At 71.0% G+C, this 17,241-nt stretch carries 18 protein-coding genes; 4 read left to right on the top strand and 14 right to left on the bottom strand.

The window, feature by feature from the left end; translation table 11 throughout:
- Positions 1-18 precede the first annotated feature (18 nt).
- The gene (locus ACFYZL_RS19050) at positions 19-1,356 is read right to left on the bottom strand and encodes a class I SAM-dependent RNA methyltransferase (RefSeq protein WP_388680157.1); all 1,338 of its coding nucleotides are present in this window, start codon (positions 1,354-1,356) and stop codon (positions 19-21) included.
- Positions 1,357-1,456: 100 nt separating this feature from the next.
- Positions 1,457-3,505 carry an APC family permease gene (locus ACFYZL_RS19045; protein ID WP_384750691.1) on the bottom strand — a complete coding sequence of 683 codons (2,049 nt, stop codon included), beginning with the start codon at positions 3,503-3,505 and terminating at the stop codon, positions 1,457-1,459.
- Positions 3,506-3,725: 220 nt separating this feature from the next.
- Here ACFYZL_RS19045 and ACFYZL_RS19040 point away from each other — a divergent pair, with 220 nt between their 5' ends.
- Both ACFYZL_RS19040 and ACFYZL_RS19035 read left to right on the top strand, forming a co-directional pair.
- Positions 3,726-4,394: a potassium channel family protein gene (locus ACFYZL_RS19040; protein ID WP_384592346.1), complete on the top strand. Its 669-nt coding sequence runs from the start codon at positions 3,726-3,728 to the stop codon at positions 4,392-4,394.
- Positions 4,391-5,053, top strand: coding sequence for a potassium channel family protein (locus tag ACFYZL_RS19035; protein ID WP_384592343.1), 663 nt, complete (start codon positions 4,391-4,393; stop codon positions 5,051-5,053). Before ACFYZL_RS19040 ends, ACFYZL_RS19035 begins: the two co-directional genes overlap by 4 nt.
- A gap of 144 nt (positions 5,054-5,197) precedes the next feature.
- Here ACFYZL_RS19035 and ACFYZL_RS19030 read toward each other — a convergent pair whose 3' ends face one another.
- The 7 genes from ACFYZL_RS19030 to ACFYZL_RS19000 form a co-directional block, all read right to left on the bottom strand.
- Positions 5,198-5,923: a DUF3159 domain-containing protein gene (locus ACFYZL_RS19030; RefSeq protein ID WP_384757013.1), complete on the bottom strand. Its 726-nt coding sequence runs from the start codon at positions 5,921-5,923 to the stop codon at positions 5,198-5,200.
- A 3-nt stretch (positions 5,924-5,926) separates the two neighbouring features.
- Positions 5,927-6,355, bottom strand: a complete 429-nt coding sequence (locus ACFYZL_RS19025) for an OB-fold nucleic acid binding domain-containing protein (RefSeq protein WP_384592337.1) — start codon at positions 6,353-6,355, stop codon at positions 5,927-5,929.
- A gap of 38 nt (positions 6,356-6,393) precedes the next feature.
- A complete protein-coding gene (locus tag ACFYZL_RS19020) occupies positions 6,394-7,080 on the bottom strand; it encodes a response regulator (RefSeq protein WP_384757016.1) in 687 nt (228 codons plus the stop codon).
- A complete protein-coding gene (locus ACFYZL_RS19015) occupies positions 7,077-9,692 on the bottom strand; it encodes a DUF4118 domain-containing protein (protein WP_388680152.1) in 2,616 nt (871 codons plus the stop codon). The genes ACFYZL_RS19020 and ACFYZL_RS19015 overlap by 4 nt, the downstream gene beginning before the upstream one ends.
- Positions 9,693-9,855: 163 nt before the next feature.
- Entirely contained in the window at positions 9,856-10,638 is a 783-nt protein-coding gene (locus ACFYZL_RS19010) for a DUF3710 domain-containing protein (RefSeq protein WP_384757022.1), read from the bottom strand.
- 1 nt (position 10,639) lies between these two features.
- Positions 10,640-11,176, bottom strand: coding sequence for a dUTP diphosphatase (gene dut / locus ACFYZL_RS19005; RefSeq protein WP_384592326.1), 537 nt, complete (start codon positions 11,174-11,176; stop codon positions 10,640-10,642).
- Positions 11,176-11,760, bottom strand: a complete 585-nt coding sequence (locus tag ACFYZL_RS19000) for a PaaI family thioesterase (RefSeq protein WP_384757026.1) — start codon at positions 11,758-11,760, stop codon at positions 11,176-11,178. The genes dut and ACFYZL_RS19000 overlap by 1 nt, the downstream gene beginning before the upstream one ends.
- Positions 11,761-11,818: 58 nt before the next feature.
- Between ACFYZL_RS19000 and ACFYZL_RS18995 the strand changes: the two genes are divergently transcribed.
- A complete protein-coding gene (locus ACFYZL_RS18995; RefSeq protein ID WP_384757029.1) occupies positions 11,819-12,280 on the top strand; it encodes a DUF3093 domain-containing protein in 462 nt (153 codons plus the stop codon).
- Here ACFYZL_RS18995 and ACFYZL_RS18990 read toward each other — a convergent pair.
- From ACFYZL_RS18990 to ACFYZL_RS18975, 4 genes are all read right to left on the bottom strand, one after another.
- The gene (locus tag ACFYZL_RS18990) at positions 12,274-13,182 is read right to left on the bottom strand and encodes a hypothetical protein (protein ID WP_384757031.1); all 909 of its coding nucleotides are present in this window, start codon (positions 13,180-13,182) and stop codon (positions 12,274-12,276) included. The two genes, ACFYZL_RS18995 and ACFYZL_RS18990, sit on opposite strands and share 7 nt — an antisense overlap.
- Before the next feature lie 12 nt (positions 13,183-13,194).
- Positions 13,195-13,491 carry a DUF4193 domain-containing protein gene (locus tag ACFYZL_RS18985; RefSeq protein WP_384592316.1) on the bottom strand — a complete coding sequence of 99 codons (297 nt, stop codon included), beginning with the start codon at positions 13,489-13,491 and terminating at the stop codon, positions 13,195-13,197.
- A gap of 382 nt (positions 13,492-13,873) precedes the next feature.
- Positions 13,874-15,121, bottom strand: coding sequence for a sensor histidine kinase (locus tag ACFYZL_RS18980; RefSeq protein ID WP_384757033.1), 1,248 nt, complete (start codon positions 15,119-15,121; stop codon positions 13,874-13,876).
- Between the two features lie 5 nt (positions 15,122-15,126).
- Positions 15,127-15,780: a response regulator transcription factor gene (locus tag ACFYZL_RS18975; protein WP_030008767.1), complete on the bottom strand. Its 654-nt coding sequence runs from the start codon at positions 15,778-15,780 to the stop codon at positions 15,127-15,129.
- Positions 15,781-16,038: 258 nt separating this feature from the next.
- Between ACFYZL_RS18975 and ACFYZL_RS18970 the strand changes: the two genes are divergently transcribed.
- Entirely contained in the window at positions 16,039-16,206 is a 168-nt protein-coding gene (locus ACFYZL_RS18970; RefSeq protein ID WP_384757035.1) for a hypothetical protein, read from the top strand.
- 222 nt (positions 16,207-16,428) lie between these two features.
- Here ACFYZL_RS18970 and ACFYZL_RS18965 read toward each other — a convergent pair whose 3' ends face one another.
- The gene (locus tag ACFYZL_RS18965; RefSeq protein WP_384758166.1) at positions 16,429-17,229 is read right to left on the bottom strand and encodes an inositol monophosphatase family protein; all 801 of its coding nucleotides are present in this window, start codon (positions 17,227-17,229) and stop codon (positions 16,429-16,431) included.
- Between the last annotated feature and the right edge of the window lie 12 nt (positions 17,230-17,241).

Here is a 17,241-nt window from a genome sequence, read left to right as displayed (position 1 = left end):
CACGCGCGAAACCGCCGGTCAGGCGTCCTTCGCGATGGGCTCCAGGATCGCCACGCACTCCACATGGTGCGTCATCGGGAACAGGTCGAAGACCCGCAGCGTGCGGACGCGGTAGCCGTTGTCCTTGAAGTAGCCCAGGTCGCGGGCCAACGCCGCCGGGTCGCAGGCCACGTAGGCGATGCGGCGGGCCGAGAGGCCGGCCACGTGGCGGACCGTCTGCTTGCCGGCGCCGGCGCGCGGGGGGTCCAGGACGACCAGGTCGCACTCCGTGATGCCGGTCTTCGGGAGGACGGTTTCGACCTTGCCCTGTTCGATGCGGACCCGGGGGAAGTCGGCCAGGTTGTGGCGGGCGTCCTCCACCGCGCGCTTCGTCGACTCGATGCCGAGGACGGCGCCGGTCTCGCCGAGGCGTTCCGCGAGGGCGCCCGCGAAGATGCCGACGCCGCAGTAGAGGTCGAGGGCCATCTCGCCCTTGCGCGGCATCAGGCCCTGCATGACGGCCTTGATCAGGGTGTCCGCGGCCTGCGGGTGGACCTGCCAGAAGCCGCCCATGCCGACCCGGTACGTACGGCCGTCCGCGCGCTCGCGGACGAAGGGGCGGCCGTGGACGCGGTGGACGCCGCCGTCCTTCTCCTCGACCCGGAGGACCGAGACGGGCTTGTCGAGCTCGACGAGGGGCAGGCGGCCGCCGGGGCGCGGGGTGAGGACGACCTGGCGGTCGCCCGAGCCCGAAGCGGCGATGGCCTCGACGGTGGCCATCTGGGGCCAGTCCTGCTTCTCGATGCCGAGTTCGGAGACGCCCGGCGCCGCGATCATGCAGTGGTCGATCAGCTCGATGTCGTGCGAGCGGTGCTTGCGCAGGCCGGCGTTGCCGTCCTCGTCGATCGCGAACTGCACGCGGGTGCGCCACTGCGGGACCTGGCCCGCGGGCAGCTTGTCGCCCTCGGCGGGCATGACGGTGCCGTCCCAGCCCGCCTCCTCCGGGGTGAGGCCGGCGAGCCGCTTCAGCTGCTCGGCGACGACCTCGCCCTTGAGCCGGCGCTGGGCGCCGGGCTTGGCGTGCTGCCAGTCGCAGCCGCCGCACTTGCCGGGGCCGGCGTACGGGCAGGGGGCCTCGACGCGGTCCTTGGAGGCCGTGAGGACGGTGATGGCGTCCGCGCGCAGGAAGCGGGAGTCCACGTCGCCCTCGGTGACCTTCGCGACGACCTTCTCGCCGGGCAGGGTGTGGCGGACGAACAGGACGCGGCCGTCGGCGGTGCGGGCGATGCAGTGGCCACCGTGCGCGACGGGGCCGACCTCGACCTCGTACTCCTCCCCGACCAGTGACTGCTTCTCGTTCTGCTCGGCGCTCGTCATGGTGGGGAGACTCCAAAAAACTGAAAAAGGAAAACGGCCGGACGACCGACCCACCAGTTTACGTGGATCTCGTCCGGCCGTTCACCAACCACCAGGGCCGCTACTTCGCCGCCGGGTCCTTGGGACGCGGCGCGTCCACCGGTCCGCGGCGCACCGCGCCCGGGGCGCTCCACTCCGCGTGCTTCCTCGCCCGCTTCTTCGCGAGTTCCGAGGACTCCAGCTGGTAGGGCACCGAGGTGACCATCACACCGGGGGTGAAGAGCAGCCGGCCCTTGAGCCGCAGCGCGCTCTGGTTGTGCAGCAGGTGTTCGTACCAGCGGCCGACGACGTACTCGGGGATGTACACGCTGACCGCGTCGCGCGGGTTCTCGCTGCGCAGGCCCTTGACGTACTCGACCACCGGGCGGGTGATCTCGCGGTACGGCGAGTCGAGGATCTTGAGCGGGACGTTGATCCCGCGCCGGTCCCACTCCGCCTTGAGGGCCTTGGTCTCGGCCTCGTCCACGTTGACGCTGAGCGCCTCCAGCCGGTTGGAGTGCAGCAGCTTGGCGTAGGCCAGTGCGCGCAGCGTGGGCTTGTGGAGCTTGGAGACCAGGACGACGGAGTGCACGCGCGAGGGGCGCACGTATTCGTCGGGGCGCTCCTCGGCCGCGGCGATCTCGACGGCGACCCGGTCGTAGTGCCGGCGGATCGCGGTCATCGTGGCGTAGAAGATCACCATGCCGAGCAGGGCGACCCAGGCACCGTGCGTGAACTTGGTGGCCAGGACGACGACCAGCACCAGGCCGGTGAAGAAGGCGCCGAAGGTGTTGATCGCGCGGGAGCGGATCATGTGGCGGCGCTTGGCGGGGTCCGTCTCCGACTTCAGGTGCCGGTTCCAGTGTCGGACCATGCCGGTCTGGCTGAGCGTGAACGAGACGAAGACGCCGACGATGTAGAGCTGGATGAGCTTCGTCGAGTCGGCCCCGTAGAGCCAGGTCAGCAGCGCCGCGGCGCCCGCCAGGAGCACGATGCCGTTGGAGAAGGCGAGCCGGTCGCCGCGGGTGTGCAGCTGGCGCGGCAGGTAGCGGTCCTGGGCGAGGATCGAGCCGAGCAGCGGGAAGCCGTTGTAGGCGGTGTTCGCGGCGAGGAACAGCACGAGCGCGGTGGCGGCGGCGAGCAGGATGAAGAAGAACGAGCCGTCGCCGAAGACCGCCTCGGCCACCTGGGAGATCACCGGGTTCTGGACGTACGAGGGGCCGACCGGCACGCCGCCCACGAGCAGGTCCTCGGCGGGGTTCTCGGCCATCCTGACGTCGGTGGCCATGGCCAGGGCGATGATGCCGCAGAACATGGTCACGGCCAGGGCGCCCATCAGGGCCAGTGTGGTCGCGGCGTTCTTGCTCTTGGGCTTGCGGAAGGCGGGCACGCCGTTGCTGATCGCCTCGACGCCGGTGAGCGCGGCACAGCCGGACGAGAAGGCGCGCAACAGCAGGAAGATCAGCGCGAAGCCGGCCAGTCCCGCCTTTTCGGCCTTGATCTCGAAATCGGCGGTCGGGGCCTTCATCGTGTCGCCGAGGACGAGACCCTTCCAGGCACCCCAGGCGATCATGATGAATACGGCGGCGACGAAGACGTAGGTCGGAATCGCGAAGAGTTTTCCGGATTCCTTCATGCCGCGCAGGTTCAGCAACGTGAGCAGCAGGATCATCCCGACGGCGCAGAACACCTTGTGCTCGACGACGAAGGGGATGGCCGAGCCGAGGTTCTCGACGCCCGAGGCGATCGACACGGCGACGGTCAGCACGTAGTCGACGAGCAGGGCGCTGGCCACGGTGAGACCGGCCTTGGGCCCGAGGTTGGTGTTGGCGACCTCGTAGTCACCACCACCGCTGGGGTACGCGTGGACGTTCTGCCGGTACGAGGCGACGACGGTGAACATCAGCACGACGACCGCGAGGGCGATCCAGGGGCTGTAGCTGTACGCAGAGACGCCCGCGATCGAGAGGACCAGCAAGACCTCGCCGGGGGCATATGCCACCGAGGAGAGCGGGTCGGAGGCGAAAACGGGAAGGGCGATCCGTTTGGGGAGGAGTGTTTCTCCCAGACGGTCGCTGCGTAGCGCCCGGCCGATCAGGATCCGTTTGGGCAGGTCGGTCAGTTTGGACACGCAGAGGATCGTAAGCGTTCGAAATCAGACTGACGAACCCCCCACCCCCTCACACTGCAATCCCACCCCATTTCCTCCTCCGCAGGGCCCCAACCGCAGCACAAGAGGTCACACTCGTGACCGCCCGTGTGTAGCTTGGGCCATGGTCTGAGACCCTGTTAAGCCAGAGCATGCAATGAGGCTGGGAACCAGCGAGCCGCTGACAGCCGGAAGGACGGCCGTGCACATCGTCATCATGGGCTGCGGAAGAGTGGGCTCCGCTCTCGCACAGACCCTGGAACAGCAGGGGCATACGGTCGCCGTCGTCGACCAGGACCCCACCGCATTCCGCCGCCTGGGCGCCGGTTTCGGTGGCCGCCGGGTCACCGGAGTCGGATTCGACCAGGACACCCTGCGTGAGGCCGGGATCGAGGAGGCGGGAGCCTTCGCCGCGGTCAGCAGTGGTGACAATTCCAACATCATCGCCGCCCGCGTGGCCCGCGAGATGTTCGGCGTCGAGAACGTCGCCGCCCGCATCTACGACCCCAAGCGCGCCGAGGTCTACCAGCGCCTCGGCATCCCCACCGTCGCGACCGTACGGTGGACCGCCGACCAGATGCTGCGCCGGCTGCTGCCCTCGGGCGCCGAGCCGCTGTGGCGCGACCCGAGCGGCGGCGTACAGCTCGCCGAGGTGCACACCTCCGCCTCCTGGGTCGGGCACAAGGTCAGCAAGTTGCAGGACGAGACGGGCGTGCGGGTCGCGTTCCTCACACGACTGGGCGAGGCCATGCTGCCGACGTCGCAGACGGTCCTGCAGGAGGGCGACCTCGTCCACGTGATGATGCGCACGGACGAGATCGACAAGGTCGAGGCGGCCTTCGCCGAGGGGCCCGAGGAGGCACACGCATGAGGGTCGCGATCGCCGGAGCCGGCGCGGTGGGCCGCTCCATCGCGGGTGAACTGCTGGAGAACGGCCACGAGGTCCTCCTCGTCGACAAGGCGCCGACCGCCATCTCGGTGGAGCGGGTGCCGCAGGCCGAGTGGCTGCTGGCCGACGCCTGCGAGATCACCTCGCTGGACGAGGCCGCGCTCCAGCGCTGCAACGTGGTCATCGCCGCCACCGGTGACGACAAGGTCAACCTCGTCGTCTCCCTCCTCGCCAAGACCGAGTACGGGGTCCCGCGGGTCGTGGCGCGCGTGAACAACCCGAAGAACGAGTGGCTCTTCAACGAGTCCTGGGGCGTCGACGTCGCGGTCTCGACGCCGCGTCTGATGTCGGCCCTGGTCGAGGAGGCCGTCAGCGTCGGCGACCTGGTGCGCCTGCTGCGCTTCAGCCACGGCGACGCGAACCTGGTCGAGCTGACCCTCCCGGCGGACTCCTCGGTGGCGGGCACCCAGATCGGCGAGATCGCCTGGCCCGAGGACACCTCGCTGGTCACGATCATCCGCGGCAACCGGGTCCTCACCCCGCACGCGGAGGAGACCCTGGAAGCGGGCGACGAACTCCTCTTCGTGGCCGCCCAGGCCCGCGAGGAGCAACTGGAGGACCTCCTCCAGGCCCGCCGGTAGCCCTGCCGTTCCAGCCCCGCCCCTCCAGCCCCGCCGGCGTTTGAGGCGCGGGGTCCGGGGCAGAGCCCCGGCAACGGCGCCGCACCCGTGAACGACGAAGGGGCGGGGTGACCGACTCGGTCACCCCGCCCCTTCACGTGCGGCTCAGGCCCGCTTCTCGCCGGCGGCAGCCTCGGCGGCTTCCTTGGCCTCCCACTCCGCGATCACATCGATCGGCGGCGGCGCCTTCGCCAGGAACACCCACGTGAAGTACACCGCGAGAACCATCGGCGGCAGCTTCAGCGCGATCAGCACCCAGCCGAGCTGCGTCGCGTCGCCCCACCAGTACAGCGGGAAGAGGATCGCGTACTTGGCGAGGAAGATCAGCCCCCACGCGAGGCTGGCCTTCACGTACGCCTTCTTGCGCCCCGGGTTGCGCGTCCGCCAGGACAGGTTCTCCTTGAAGACCGGCCCGAGGATGACGCCCAGCAGCGGGAAGCCGACCAGCGCCGAGAGCGTGAAGGCCGCGCCCAGGCAGACGCCGTAGATCATGCCCGGCAGGTAGAAGCCCTTGGCGTCGCCCGTGAACAGGGCGAAGGCCACGCCCACGCCCACGCCGAAGACCCCGCTGAACGCGTGTTTGACCGTGTCCTTGCGCAGCAGCCGCACGATCACCAGCAGCACCGCGACCGCGCCCGCCGCGATCGCGGAGGACTTCACGTCCTTGTTGATCGTGTAGATCATCACGAAGAGCAGGCCGGGGAGCATCGTCTCCACGGTGCCCCGGATGCCTCCGAACGCGTCGAACAGCGCCGCCTGCGTCACCGCCTTCTGGTCCGCGTCAGGCGTGGCGGCGGGTTCCGGAGGGGTCGGTCCGTCGAGTGACATCACCGGTCAGTGCTCCTGTCCGAGCGGTCGGAGTTCGTACTTCGGGTTGAAGAGCACCCGGCGGCCGTGGCTCATGGAGATGCGCCCGGAGGCGATCAGACGGCGGCCGGGCTCGATTCCCACGATCGAGCGACGCCCGAGCCAGACCACGTCCAGAGCCGCCGAGCCGTCGAACAGCTCGGCCTCCAGGGCGGGCACGCCCGCGCGGGGCCTCAGGGTGACGGTGCGCAGGGTGCCCGTCACCTTGACTATCTGGCGGTCGTGGCAGTCGCAGATCCGCGTGCAGCCCGCGGCTTCTGCGTCCTCCTGCAGCTCCGCCGAATGCAGCTCCTCCTGCGAGGACGACAGCCGCTCGATCATCCGGCGGAACCGGCCCGCCGGCCTGGCCGCCTTGGCCGGCTTCACGGACTTCTCGGGACGCGGTTCAGCACTCATGAAAGGAAGCCTACCGGCGTGACGACCGCCCATCGAAGCTACCTCTCGAAGCGGTACCCCATGCCCGGCTCGGTGATGAAGTGCCGCGGGTGCGAGGGATCCGCCTCCAGTTTGCGGCGCAACTGGGCCATGTAGACCCGCAGGTAGTTCGTCTCGGTGCCGTAGGAGGGCCCCCACACCTCCTGGAGGAGCTGCTTCTGGCTGACGAGCTTGCCGCCGTTGCGGACGAGGACCTCCAGCAGGTGCCACTCGGTGGGCGTCAGCCGTACGTCGCGCCCCTCCCGTACGGCCTTCTTCGCGGCCAGGTCCACCGTGAAACCGGCGGTCTCCACGACCACCTCGTCCTCTCCCGCGCCGGCGGACGGCTCGGCCCGGCGGACGGCGGCGCGCAGCCGGGCCAGCAGTTCGTCCATGCCGAAGGGCTTGGTGACGTAGTCGTCGGCGCCCGCGTCGAGGGCCTCGACCTTCTCGTCGGAGGTGTGGCGGGCCGAGAGGACCAGGATCGGCACGCGGGTCCAGCCGCGCAGGCCCTTGATCACCTCGATCCCGTCCATGTCGGGCAGGCCCAGGTCGAGCAACACCACGTCGGGGTGGCGGGCGGCCGCGAGCTCCAGTGCGCTCGCGCCGTCCGCGGCGGCGTCGACCTCGTACCTGCGCGCCTTGAGGTTGATCACGAGGGCTCGGACGATCTGCGGCTCGTCTTCCACCACGAGCACCCGGGTCATTGAGGTCCTGCCTTCTGTCGTTCCGCGTCGAGGTCTTCCATGATCATGTCTGCCGCCGGTCCGGTGGCGCGGGCTTCGCCGTCCACCGTGACGCGCGGCGGCGGGCCCGCCCGGCTCGCCGCCCGGAGCGTGAGCACCATGGTCAGCCCGCCTCCCGGGGTGTCCTCTGCCGCCAGGGTGCCGTCCATGGCCTCGGCGAAGCCCCGGGCCACGGCGAGCCCGAGGCCCACTCCGGCTCCGCGCGGGGCGTCCCCGTGCCGCTGGAAGGGGGCGAAGATCCGGTCCTTGGCCTCGTCGGGCACACCGGGGCCGCGGTCGACGACGCGCACCTCGACCCGGTCGCCGAGGAAGCTGGCCGCCACCAGCACCGGCTCGCCCGCCGGGCTGTACTTGACGGCGTTCTCCACCACGTTGGCCACGGTCCGCTCCAGCAGCCCCGGATCCACCGCGACCATCGGCAGCGTCTCGGGCACGTCGAGCAGCACGCTGTCCTCCGGTACGCCGCCGAGCGCCATCGGCACCACCTCGTCGAGGTCGATCTCCCTGATCAGCGGGGTCACGGTGCCGGTCTGCAGCCGGGACATGTCCAGCAGGTTGCCCACGAGGTGGTCGAGCCGGTCGGCGCCGTCCTCGATGCCTTCGAGGAGTTCGGCGCGGTCCTCCTCGGACCACTCCACGTCGTCGGAGCGCAGGGAGCTCACGGAGGCCTTGATGGACGCGAGGGGCGTACGCAGGTCATGGCTGACGGCGGCCAGCAGCGCGGTCCGGATCCGGTTGCCCTCCGCCAGCCGGCGGGCTTCCTCGGCCTCCCCGACCAGCCGCTGCCGGTCCAGGACCACGGCGGCCTGGGCGGCGAAGGCGCCGAGCACCCGGCGGTCCTCGGCGGGCAGCACCCGGCCGGACAGGGCCAGCGCCATGTGGTCCCCGATCGGCATGTCGACATCGGCGTCCTCGGGCCGGTCCACGGGCGCCGGGCCGACGCTGCCGGCCCGGGTCCAGGGCTCGGTGTCGCCCGCGCGCTCCAGCAGGGCCACGGACTCCATCGCGAAGGTCTCGCGGACCCGCTCCAGCAGCGCGGGCAGCGCCGTCTCGCCGCGCAGCACGCTGCCGGCGAGGAAGGAGAGGATCTCGGACTCGGCGCGCAGCCGGGCGGCCTGGTGGGTGCGCCGGGCGGCCAGGTCCACCACGGACGCGACCGAGACGGCCACCCCGAAGAAGATGGCGATCGCCACGATGTTCCTGGGGTCGGAGATCGTGAACCGGTGCAGGGGCGGGGCGAAGTAGTAGTTCAGCAGCAGCGAGCCGAACGCGGCCGAGGCCAGCGCCGGCCAGAGCCCGCCCAGCAGCGCCGCCGCCACGGTCAGCGCCAGGAAGAGCAGCATGTCGTTGGCGAGCCCCGGGTCCGCCTCGACGTGGGTGAGCAGCAGGCACAGCAGTACGGGGAAGATCACTCCCACCGCCCAGCCGGCGAGGATCCGGGCCCGGCCGAGGCGGGCCCCCGAGCGGGCCACCGGCAGCCCGCGCCCCTTGGCCACCTCCTCGTGCGTGACGATGTGGACGTCGAGGTCGGGGCCCGAGTCCCGGGCCACGGTGGCGCCCACGCCGGGGCCGAAGACGTACTGCCAGGTCTTGCGGCGGCTGGAGCCGAGCACGATCTGGGTGGCGTTGACCCCGCGGGCGAATTCGAGCAGCGCTTCCGGGACGTCGTCGCCGATCACATGGTGAAACGTTCCGCCCAGGTCCTCGACCAGCGTGCGCTGGATCGCGAGCTCCTTCGGCGAGGCCGCGGTCAGCCCGTCGCTGCGGGCGATGTACACGGCGAGGATCTCGCTGCCGGAGCCCTTGGCCGCCATCCGCGAGGCGCGCCGGATCAGCGTGCGCCCCTCCGGGCCGCCGGTGAGCCCCACGACGATCCGTTCGCGCGCCTGCCAGGTGGAGCTGATGCCGTGCTCGCCCCGGTACACCTGGAGGTACTCGTCCGCCCGGTCGGCCACCCACAACAGCGCGAGTTCGCGCAGGGCGGTGAGGTTGCCGGGCCGGAAGTAGTTCGACAGGGCCGCGTCGACCTTGTCGGGCTTGTATATGTTCCCGTGCGCCATCCGCCGCCGCAGCGCCTGCGGGTCCATGTCGACCAGCTCGATCTGGTCGGCCCGCCGGACCACCTCGTCCGGGACGGTCTCCCGCTGCCGGACCCCGGTGATCGATTCGACCACGTCCCCGAGGGACTCCAGGTGCTGGATGTTGACGGTGGTCACGACGTCGATGCCGGCCCGCAGCAGCTCCTCGACGTCCTGCCAGCGCTTGGCGTTGCGCGAGCCGGGGACGTTGGTGTGCGCCAGTTCGTCCACGAGGGCTATCGCCGGCCTGCGGGCCAGAACCGCGTCCACGTCCATCTCGGTGAAGACCGCGCCCCGGTGGGTCAGCTCCCCGCGCTCGACCTGCTCCAGCCCGTGGAGCATCACCTCGGTCCGCGGCCGCCCGTGGTGCTCGACGAAGCCGACGACGCAGTCGGCGCCCCGTTCCACCCTGCGGTGCCCCTCGGAGAGCATCGCGTAGGTCTTGCCCACACCGGGTGCCGCGCCGAGATAGATCCTTAGCCTGCCGCGTCCCATGGGCCCATTCTCAAGGACGTTTGCCCCGTTCACGCACCTTTGGCGGCCCCGGCGCCCATCCCTGACGAATCCCTGACGCCGGCGCCGCGAAGCACCGTGGGCCGTACCCCCAGGGAGTACGGCCCACGGCCTGAAACGATCGCGGCCCTCGCGGCCGCGGAGGTCAGCGGACCTCGGTGATCTCCGGGCCGCGCTCCAGCTGACCCATGCCACCGCCGAAGCGGGAGCCTTCCTGCTCCTCCGTCTGCACGCCGTCCGGCACCATCTGGGCGTCGTTCGGCAGCTTCAGGACGATCGGGTCACGCGGGGCCATCGGGCCGTCGCCGCGGACGACGACGGTGTCCCGGAAGATCGTCTCCAGCAGACCGGCCGACTCGGGGCGCACCGCGCCCTGGCCGGAGATGACACCGCGCAGGAACCAGCGCGGGCCGTCGACGCCGACGAAGCGGACCAGCTGGGCGCCGGTCTGCCCGTCCGGGAGCGGTACGGGGACCTGCGCGCGCAGCTCCCAGCCCAGCGGACCCTCGACCTCGTCGATGATGCCGCCCTGCTGGGTGATGCCCGCGGCGATCTCCTCGCGGACCTCGCCCCAGATGCCTTCCTTCTTGGGCGCGGCGAAGGCCTGCAGCTGTACGGCGCTGTCGCGCAGCACCACGGTCGCGGCCACGATCGCGTCACCGGCGACCTCGACGCGCAGCTCCATGCCCTCGACACCGGGTACGAGGATGCCGCCCAGGTCGACCCGGCCCTCGGCCGGGCTGCCGGGGACCTCGGAGACGTCCCAGGGGCCGTCCGGCCGCGGGGCCGGCGGCAGGTTCACGCGGCGCGGCGCGGCCGCACCGTCCTGCTCATCGGCGTCGGCCGCAGCGCCGTCCACGCTGTCGACGACCTGCTCGGCCGCGCCGCCGTCCTTGACGGAGTCGTTCTTCTTGCGACGTCCGAACACGTCACTGTCCTTCCCGGTCGGTTACGACCGAAGCGTAGCCATTCCCACCCTGCTGACCAGCGCCTGATCCGGCCACGGCCGCATGACCGCCGGTGGAGCCGAAACCCCCCTCGGCCCGGGCCGAGCCGGGAAGTTCCGCCACCTCGTGGAAGCGCACCTTCTCGACCCGCTGGACAACCAGCTGGGCAATGCGGTCGAAACGCTCGAACCGGACGCTCTCGCGAGGGTCGAGATTGACCACGATCACCTTGATCTCCCCACGGTACCCGGCATCCACCGTCCCGGGGGCATTCACGAGCGCGAGCCCGCAGCGGGCGGCGAGCCCGGAGCGCGGGTGCACGAACGCGGCGTACCCGTCGGGCAGCGCGATGGACACGCCGGTGGGCAGGACGGTCCGCTCGCCGGGGGCGAGCTCGGCGGCCTGGGTGGTCACCAGGTCGCAGCCGGCGTCGCCGGGGTGGCCGTACGCCGGGATGGGCACCTCGGGGTCGACGCGACGGATCAGCACGTCGACGGGAGAGCTGTCGTTCAGGGACATCAGGGGTTCACCTCGAAGGCGCGTGCGCGCCTGACCTGGTCCGGGTCGGCCATGGCCGCCTGGATCTCCTCGGGCCGACCGTTGTCGATGAAGTGGTCGACCTTCACCTCGATGAACAGCGCGTCCGCGCGCACGGCGACCGGGCCCTCGGGCCCGCCTATGCGGCCTACCGCACTGCAGTAGATCTTGCGCCCGGCCACGGCGGTGACCTCGGCCTCCAGGTACAGCACGGTGTCCACGGGCACCGGTCGTACGAAGTCGGTCTCCAGCCGGCCCGTCACCGCGATGACGCGCAGCAGCCAGTTCAGGGAGCCCAGCGTCTCGTCGAGCGCGGTGGCCAGCACCCCGCCGTGGGCGAGACCCGGGGCGCCCTGGTGTGCGGGCTTGACGGTGAACTCGGCACTGACGCGCACGCCCTCGCCCGCCCGGGCCTCCAGGTGGAGTCCGTGCGGCTGGCCCCCACCGCAGCCGAAGCAGTGCTCGTAGTGCGCGCCGAGCAGCTCGCCCGGTGCCGGGGCGTCGGGGTGCCGGACCGGTGCGACTGCATCGGCCGGGGGCGTCAACGTTGTGTTTCGTCCACTCACAGCCGCAGACCTTACCCGCGCGGCTACCCGCCGGTCGCCTCGTGGCAGGCTTGACGGCATGCAGCTCTCCCCCGCGCACCACGACGAACGCCTGACCGCCCCCCGTTCCTGGTGGTTCATCTCCGTACTCATCGGGCTGGCCTGCGCGTTGATGTTGCTGCCGCTGGGCACGCTGCCGCTGCTGGCGGGCCTGGTCGGCGGCAGCGCGCTGGCGGGGCTGCTGGTGAGTTCGTACGGGTCGGCGCGCGTGCGCGTGGTGAACGGGGCACTGGCCGCCGGGGAGGCGCGGATCCCGGTGACGGCCCTGGGCGAGCCCGAGGTCCTCGACGCCGAGGAGGCCCGCGCCTGGCGCACGCACAAGGCGGACACCCGCGCCTTCATGCTGATGCGCAGCTACGTCCCGACGGCGCTCCGCATCGAGGTCACCGACCCGGCCGACCCGACCCCGTACGTCTACGTCTCCACCCGCGAACCGCAGGCCCTGAGGGCGGCCCTCCTCGCCGCCAAGGCGGCTCAGTAGTCCTCGGAGCCTTCGAGTGCGGCCCTGGTGGCCTCGGGAAGGGGCTGGGAGGGCTGCTCCAGGGGCGGAAGCTGCGGCAGGGCGTCCCAGGGCACGGCGCGTCTCCGGAGGTCGCCACGGACCTTCTCCGCGACTTTGCGGGTGTCGCGGCGGTTCATGACCGCGCCCACCGCCGCGCCGATCATGAACGGCATCAGGTTGGGCAGGCTGCGGAACATCCGCTTCATGATCTGCTGGCGCAGTTCGCGCTTCATCTGACCGCCGAGCGCCGCGTTCAGCGTCGTCGGCTTGGTCAGGTCGACCCCGCGCTCTTCCGTCCAGGAGGTCAGGTAGGCGAAGCTGCGCTCCGGGAGCGTGCCGGGCGCCCGCAGGCCGTAGACCTCGTGGAGCTCGGCGATGAGCTTCAGCTCGATCGCGGCGACCCCGGTGATCTCGGTGGCCAGTTCCACCATCATGGCGGGCGGGACGGGCAGCATGGCCGCCGCTCCGATGCCGGCGCCGACGGTGGAGGTGCCGTTGGCGGCTCCCGTGATCAGCTTGTCGGCGAGTTCATCGGGGCCGAGGCCCGGAAACTGGGCGCGCAGGGTCGCCAGGTCCCGGACCGGAACGCGTGGTGCGTTCTCGATGATCCGGTCGGCGATGTACAGGGCGGCGGCCCTGACGCCCGCGCCGCCCTTGCGTACACCGTTCTTGACGGCTTGGAGCCGACGGGCCCCGGACCCCTGTCCGGACGCCTCGCCGGCCTCTGTGGCCGACGGCACCGCCGTCGCGGCGCCTGAGGGCACGGCGGGTCCGCCGGGGGCTCCAGGACCCGTTTCCGGGTCCGTGGTTCCCACCTGCGTCTCCGCCGGTTCACCACGTTTGCGCAAGCCGAGCTTGCGAAATGGTGTCGAGCCAGCCACGGCCGACGCCTCTCAGTCGCAGTCGCGGCAGATCGGCTGACCGTTCTTCTCTCGTGCGAGCTGGCTGCGGTGGTGCACCAGGAAGCAGCTCATGCAGGTGAACTCGTCGGCCTGCTTCGGCAGGACCCGGACGGCCAGTTCCTCGTTGGAGAGGTCCGCGCCGGGCAGGTCCATGCTCTCGACCGAGTCGAACTCGTCCATGTCGGTGGACGAAGAGGACTTCTCGTTGCGCCGCGCCTTCAGCTCTTCGATGCTGTCGTTGTCGACGTCGTCGTCGGTCTTGCGTGGGGTGTCGTAGTCCGTTGCCATTTTTCGCTCTCCCCCTCTGGGTGTTAGCGGTGTCTCAGCGCAGGTAACGCGCGAGAGGCCGGACTTGTGCCCGACCTGAGGCGGAGATTTTGCCTCACATCAAGGTCTGTTACTCAATCGACACCCAGCCGCACGCCTGAAGAGCCGATTGGCTGGGATGACGACCGGGACCGTACACGGTCCGGAGGTCGTCTTGCACAAACGCCACCCCGTCTATTTCCCGCCATCAGGGGGGCCGGAAACCCGGACTTCCCGGGCTTTCCGGCCTCCTGAAGGTCACCGAACGCACATGGCCGGACACCGGGCACTGTGATCGATCACACAAAAGCAGGCGACTGCACAGGGCAAGTATTCAGCCAACAGCGAACACGGGGTTGGGGTCTCACAAGGGGAGAGTGACACGCATCACGAGGCCACCGCCCTCCCGGGGCACCGCCTGGATCCGTCCGCCGTGTGCGCGCGCCACGGAGCGCGCGATCGACAGCCCGAGCCCGACCCCCTTGTCGCTGCCCGTTCGCTCCGTACGCAGCCGTCTGAAGGGCTCGAAGAGGTTATCCACCTCGTACGCGGGAACGACGGGACCCGTGTTCGACACCAGGAGCACCGCCTGGCCGTGCTGGACGCCGGTCGTGACCTCCACCCAGCCGCCCTCCGGCACGTTGTACCGGACGGCGTTCTGCACCAGGTTCAGGGCGATCCGCTCCAGCAGGACGCCGTTGCCCTGCACGACGGCGAGCGCCCGCTCGCCGCGGATCTCCACGTTCTTCGCCTCGGCCTCGCCGTGCACCTGGTCGACGGCGCGCGAGGCGACCTCCGCCAGGTCGACGGGCTTGCGCTCGACGATCTGGTTCTCGCTGCGGGCCAGCAGGAGCAGGCCCTCCACCAGCTGCTCGCTGCGCTCGTTGGTGGCGAGCAGGGTCTTGCCCAGTTGTTGGAGCTCGACCGGGGCACCGGGATCGGAGAGGTGCACCTCCAGCAGCGTCCGGTTGATCGCGAGCGGCGTTCTCAGCTCGTGCGAGGCGTTCGCCACGAATCTCTGCTGGGCCGTGAAGGCCCGCTCCAACCGGTCGAGCATCTCGTCGAAGGTGTCGGCGAGCTCCTTGAGCTCGTCGTCCGGGCCGTCCAGCTCGATGCGGCGGGTCAGGTCGGAGCCGACCACCCGGCGGGCCGTGCGGGTGATCCTGCCCAGCGGCGAGAGCACCCGGCCGGCCATCGCGTAGCCGAAGGCGAAGGCGATGATGCTCAGGCCCAGCAGGGCCATCAGCGACCGGCTCAGCAGATCGTCCAGCGCGTGCCGGCGCTGTGCGGCCATGCACTGGTTGATCGCCACGTCGAACTGGTCCCAGTCCTTGATGTTGGCGACGCCGGGACAGGTGTCGCTGGCGACCTTGATGTTCTGCCCGTTGATGATCTTGTACGGGATGGTGTTGCTGCCCTCGCGCAGGGCCTGCGCCGCGAGCAGGTAGATGATCGACAGCAGCAGGATGCCGGCGATCAGGAACATCCCGCCGTACAGCAGCGTGAGCCGTATCCGGATGGTCGGCCTCAGCCATGGGAAGGGACCCTCGGGCTGGCCGGGGTCCCAGGTCGGCTTCGGTGGCGCCGCGGGTGGCGCCGGAGTCGTCGCCACCCCCGTCAGATCCGGTACCCGGAGCCAGGGACGGTCACGATGACCGGCGGCTCCCCCAGCTTGCGGCGCAGTGTCATGACCGTCACCCGCACCACGTTCGTGAAGGGATCGGTGTTCTCGTCCCATGCCTTCTCCAGCAGCTGCTCGGCGGACACGACGGTCCCCTCACTGCGCATGAGGACCTCCAGCACCGCGAACTCCTTGGGTGCCAGCTGCACCTCCTTGCCCTCGCGGAACACTTCGCGACGGTTCGGGTCCAGCTTGATCCCGGCCCGCTCCAGCACGGGCGGCAGGGCGACGGTGGTGCGCCGCCCGAGCGCCCGTACGCGGGCGGTCAGCTCGGTGAAGGCGAAGGGCTTGGGCAGGTAGTCGTCCGCCCCCAGCTCCAGGCCCTCCACGCGGTCGCTGACGTCCCCGGAGGCGGTCAGCATCAGCACGCGGGTGGGCATGCCGAGCTCGACGATCTTCCGGCACACGTCGTCGCCGTGCACGAGCGGGAGGTCGCGGTCGAGCACGACCACGTCGTAGTCGTTCACGCCGACCCTCTCCAGGGCGGCGGCGCCGTCGTACACGACGTCCACGGCCATGGCCTCCCGGCGCAGTCCGGTGGCCACCGCATCGGCGAGCAGCTGCTCGTCCTCGACGACGAGTACGCGCACGTCGTTTCCTTCCTCCGAGCCCTTCTGGGCACACGTGTATTGCGTCTGTTGCGTCGTCCATCCTGCCCGTTTCGCCGGTAAACCGGCTGTAAGGCACCGCGCGGAGGGGTGCCGGCGGGGCAGGAGTGAGGATTGGCTCACGTGGTGAGGTTTCCGGGCCCCGGGCGCTGGGGAGGACGACAAGCACACCCCATCCACTCCCTGACGGCGGACAGCCACGTGCCGCCGCCGACCCACGAAGAGGGGGCGAACCCCATCATGGACGCATTCACCGCGGGTCTCCTGCAGCGCATCAGGGCCACGCAGTCGGACCTCATGCAGGCCCGCGAGACGGGCGACGACTTCCTCGCGGAAGTGGAACAGGCGGAGCTGGAGGACCTCCAGCGCCTCGCCGCCGAGCACGGCGTAGCCGTGTCCGCCGTCTGACCTCCGGTCCGGTACGACTCCGAACCCCGGCCGTCCCCAAGGGCGGCCGGGGTTCGCTGCTTGCGGCCCGCACCACTGCCGGGGCCCCGCCCCCGGACGCCGCGCCTCGAACGCCGGCGGGGCTGGATCCACCGGCCTTCGAGGCCGCGCCGGGGAAACTCCTGCCTCGCCGACGTTTGAGGCGCGGGGGTGGGCGGGGCCCCGGACGCCGCTCCGCAGCCCTCAGTCGTGCCAGGCCCCCGCCTCGTCGAGCAGCGGCTGCAGCGAGGCGAAGACGGCGGGCGTGGCCGCGAGGACCAGCTCGCCCGACGCGCGCTCCCCCGGCCGGCCGCCCGTCAGGGCCCCGGCCTCTCGGGCGATCAGGTCGCCCGCCGCCAGGTCCCACGGGTTCAGGCCCCGTTCGTAGTACCCGTCCAGCCGCCCGGCGGCCACGTCGCACAGGTCCAGCGCCGCCGAGCCGCCCCGCCGGATGTCCCGGACCAGCGGGATGATCCGCGCCGCGACCTCCGCCTGGTGGGCCCGCCGGCTCTGGAGGTACCCGAACCCGGTCCCCACCAGCGCCTGGTCCAGCGGCGCGGCCGACCGGCACGCGAGCCGGGCCCCCTCCAGCCACGCCCCGCCGCCCAGCACCGCGTGGTACGTCTCCCCCCGCATCGGCGCCGCCACGACGCCGACCACCGTCTCGCCCTCGTACTCGGCCGCGATGGACACGCCCCAGCTCGGCAGCCCGTAGAGGTAGTTCACCGTGCCGTCCAGCGGGTCGACGACCCACCGCACCCCGCTCGTGCCGGGGGTGTCGGCCCCCTCCTCGCCGAGCAGCCCGTCCGCGGGTCGTCGCTCCGCGAGGATGCCGGTGATCAGCTTCTCCGCCGCGATGTCCATCTCGGTCACCACGTCGATCGGACTGGTCTTGGTCGCGGCCACCGCCAGATCGGCCGGCCGGCCGTCGCGCAGCAGCGCACCGGCCTGCCGGGCCGCGTCCAGGCCCACGGCCAGCAGTTCTGCCTTCAGTTCTTCGGAGATCACGGTCCCGCT

This window comes from Streptomyces sp. NPDC001717, from assembly GCF_042892775.1.
Lineage (GTDB): Bacteria > Actinomycetota > Actinomycetes > Streptomycetales > Streptomycetaceae > Streptomyces.
Note: the sequence above shows the minus strand (reverse complement) of the source record. Positions and strands in the feature narration are given on the sequence as shown.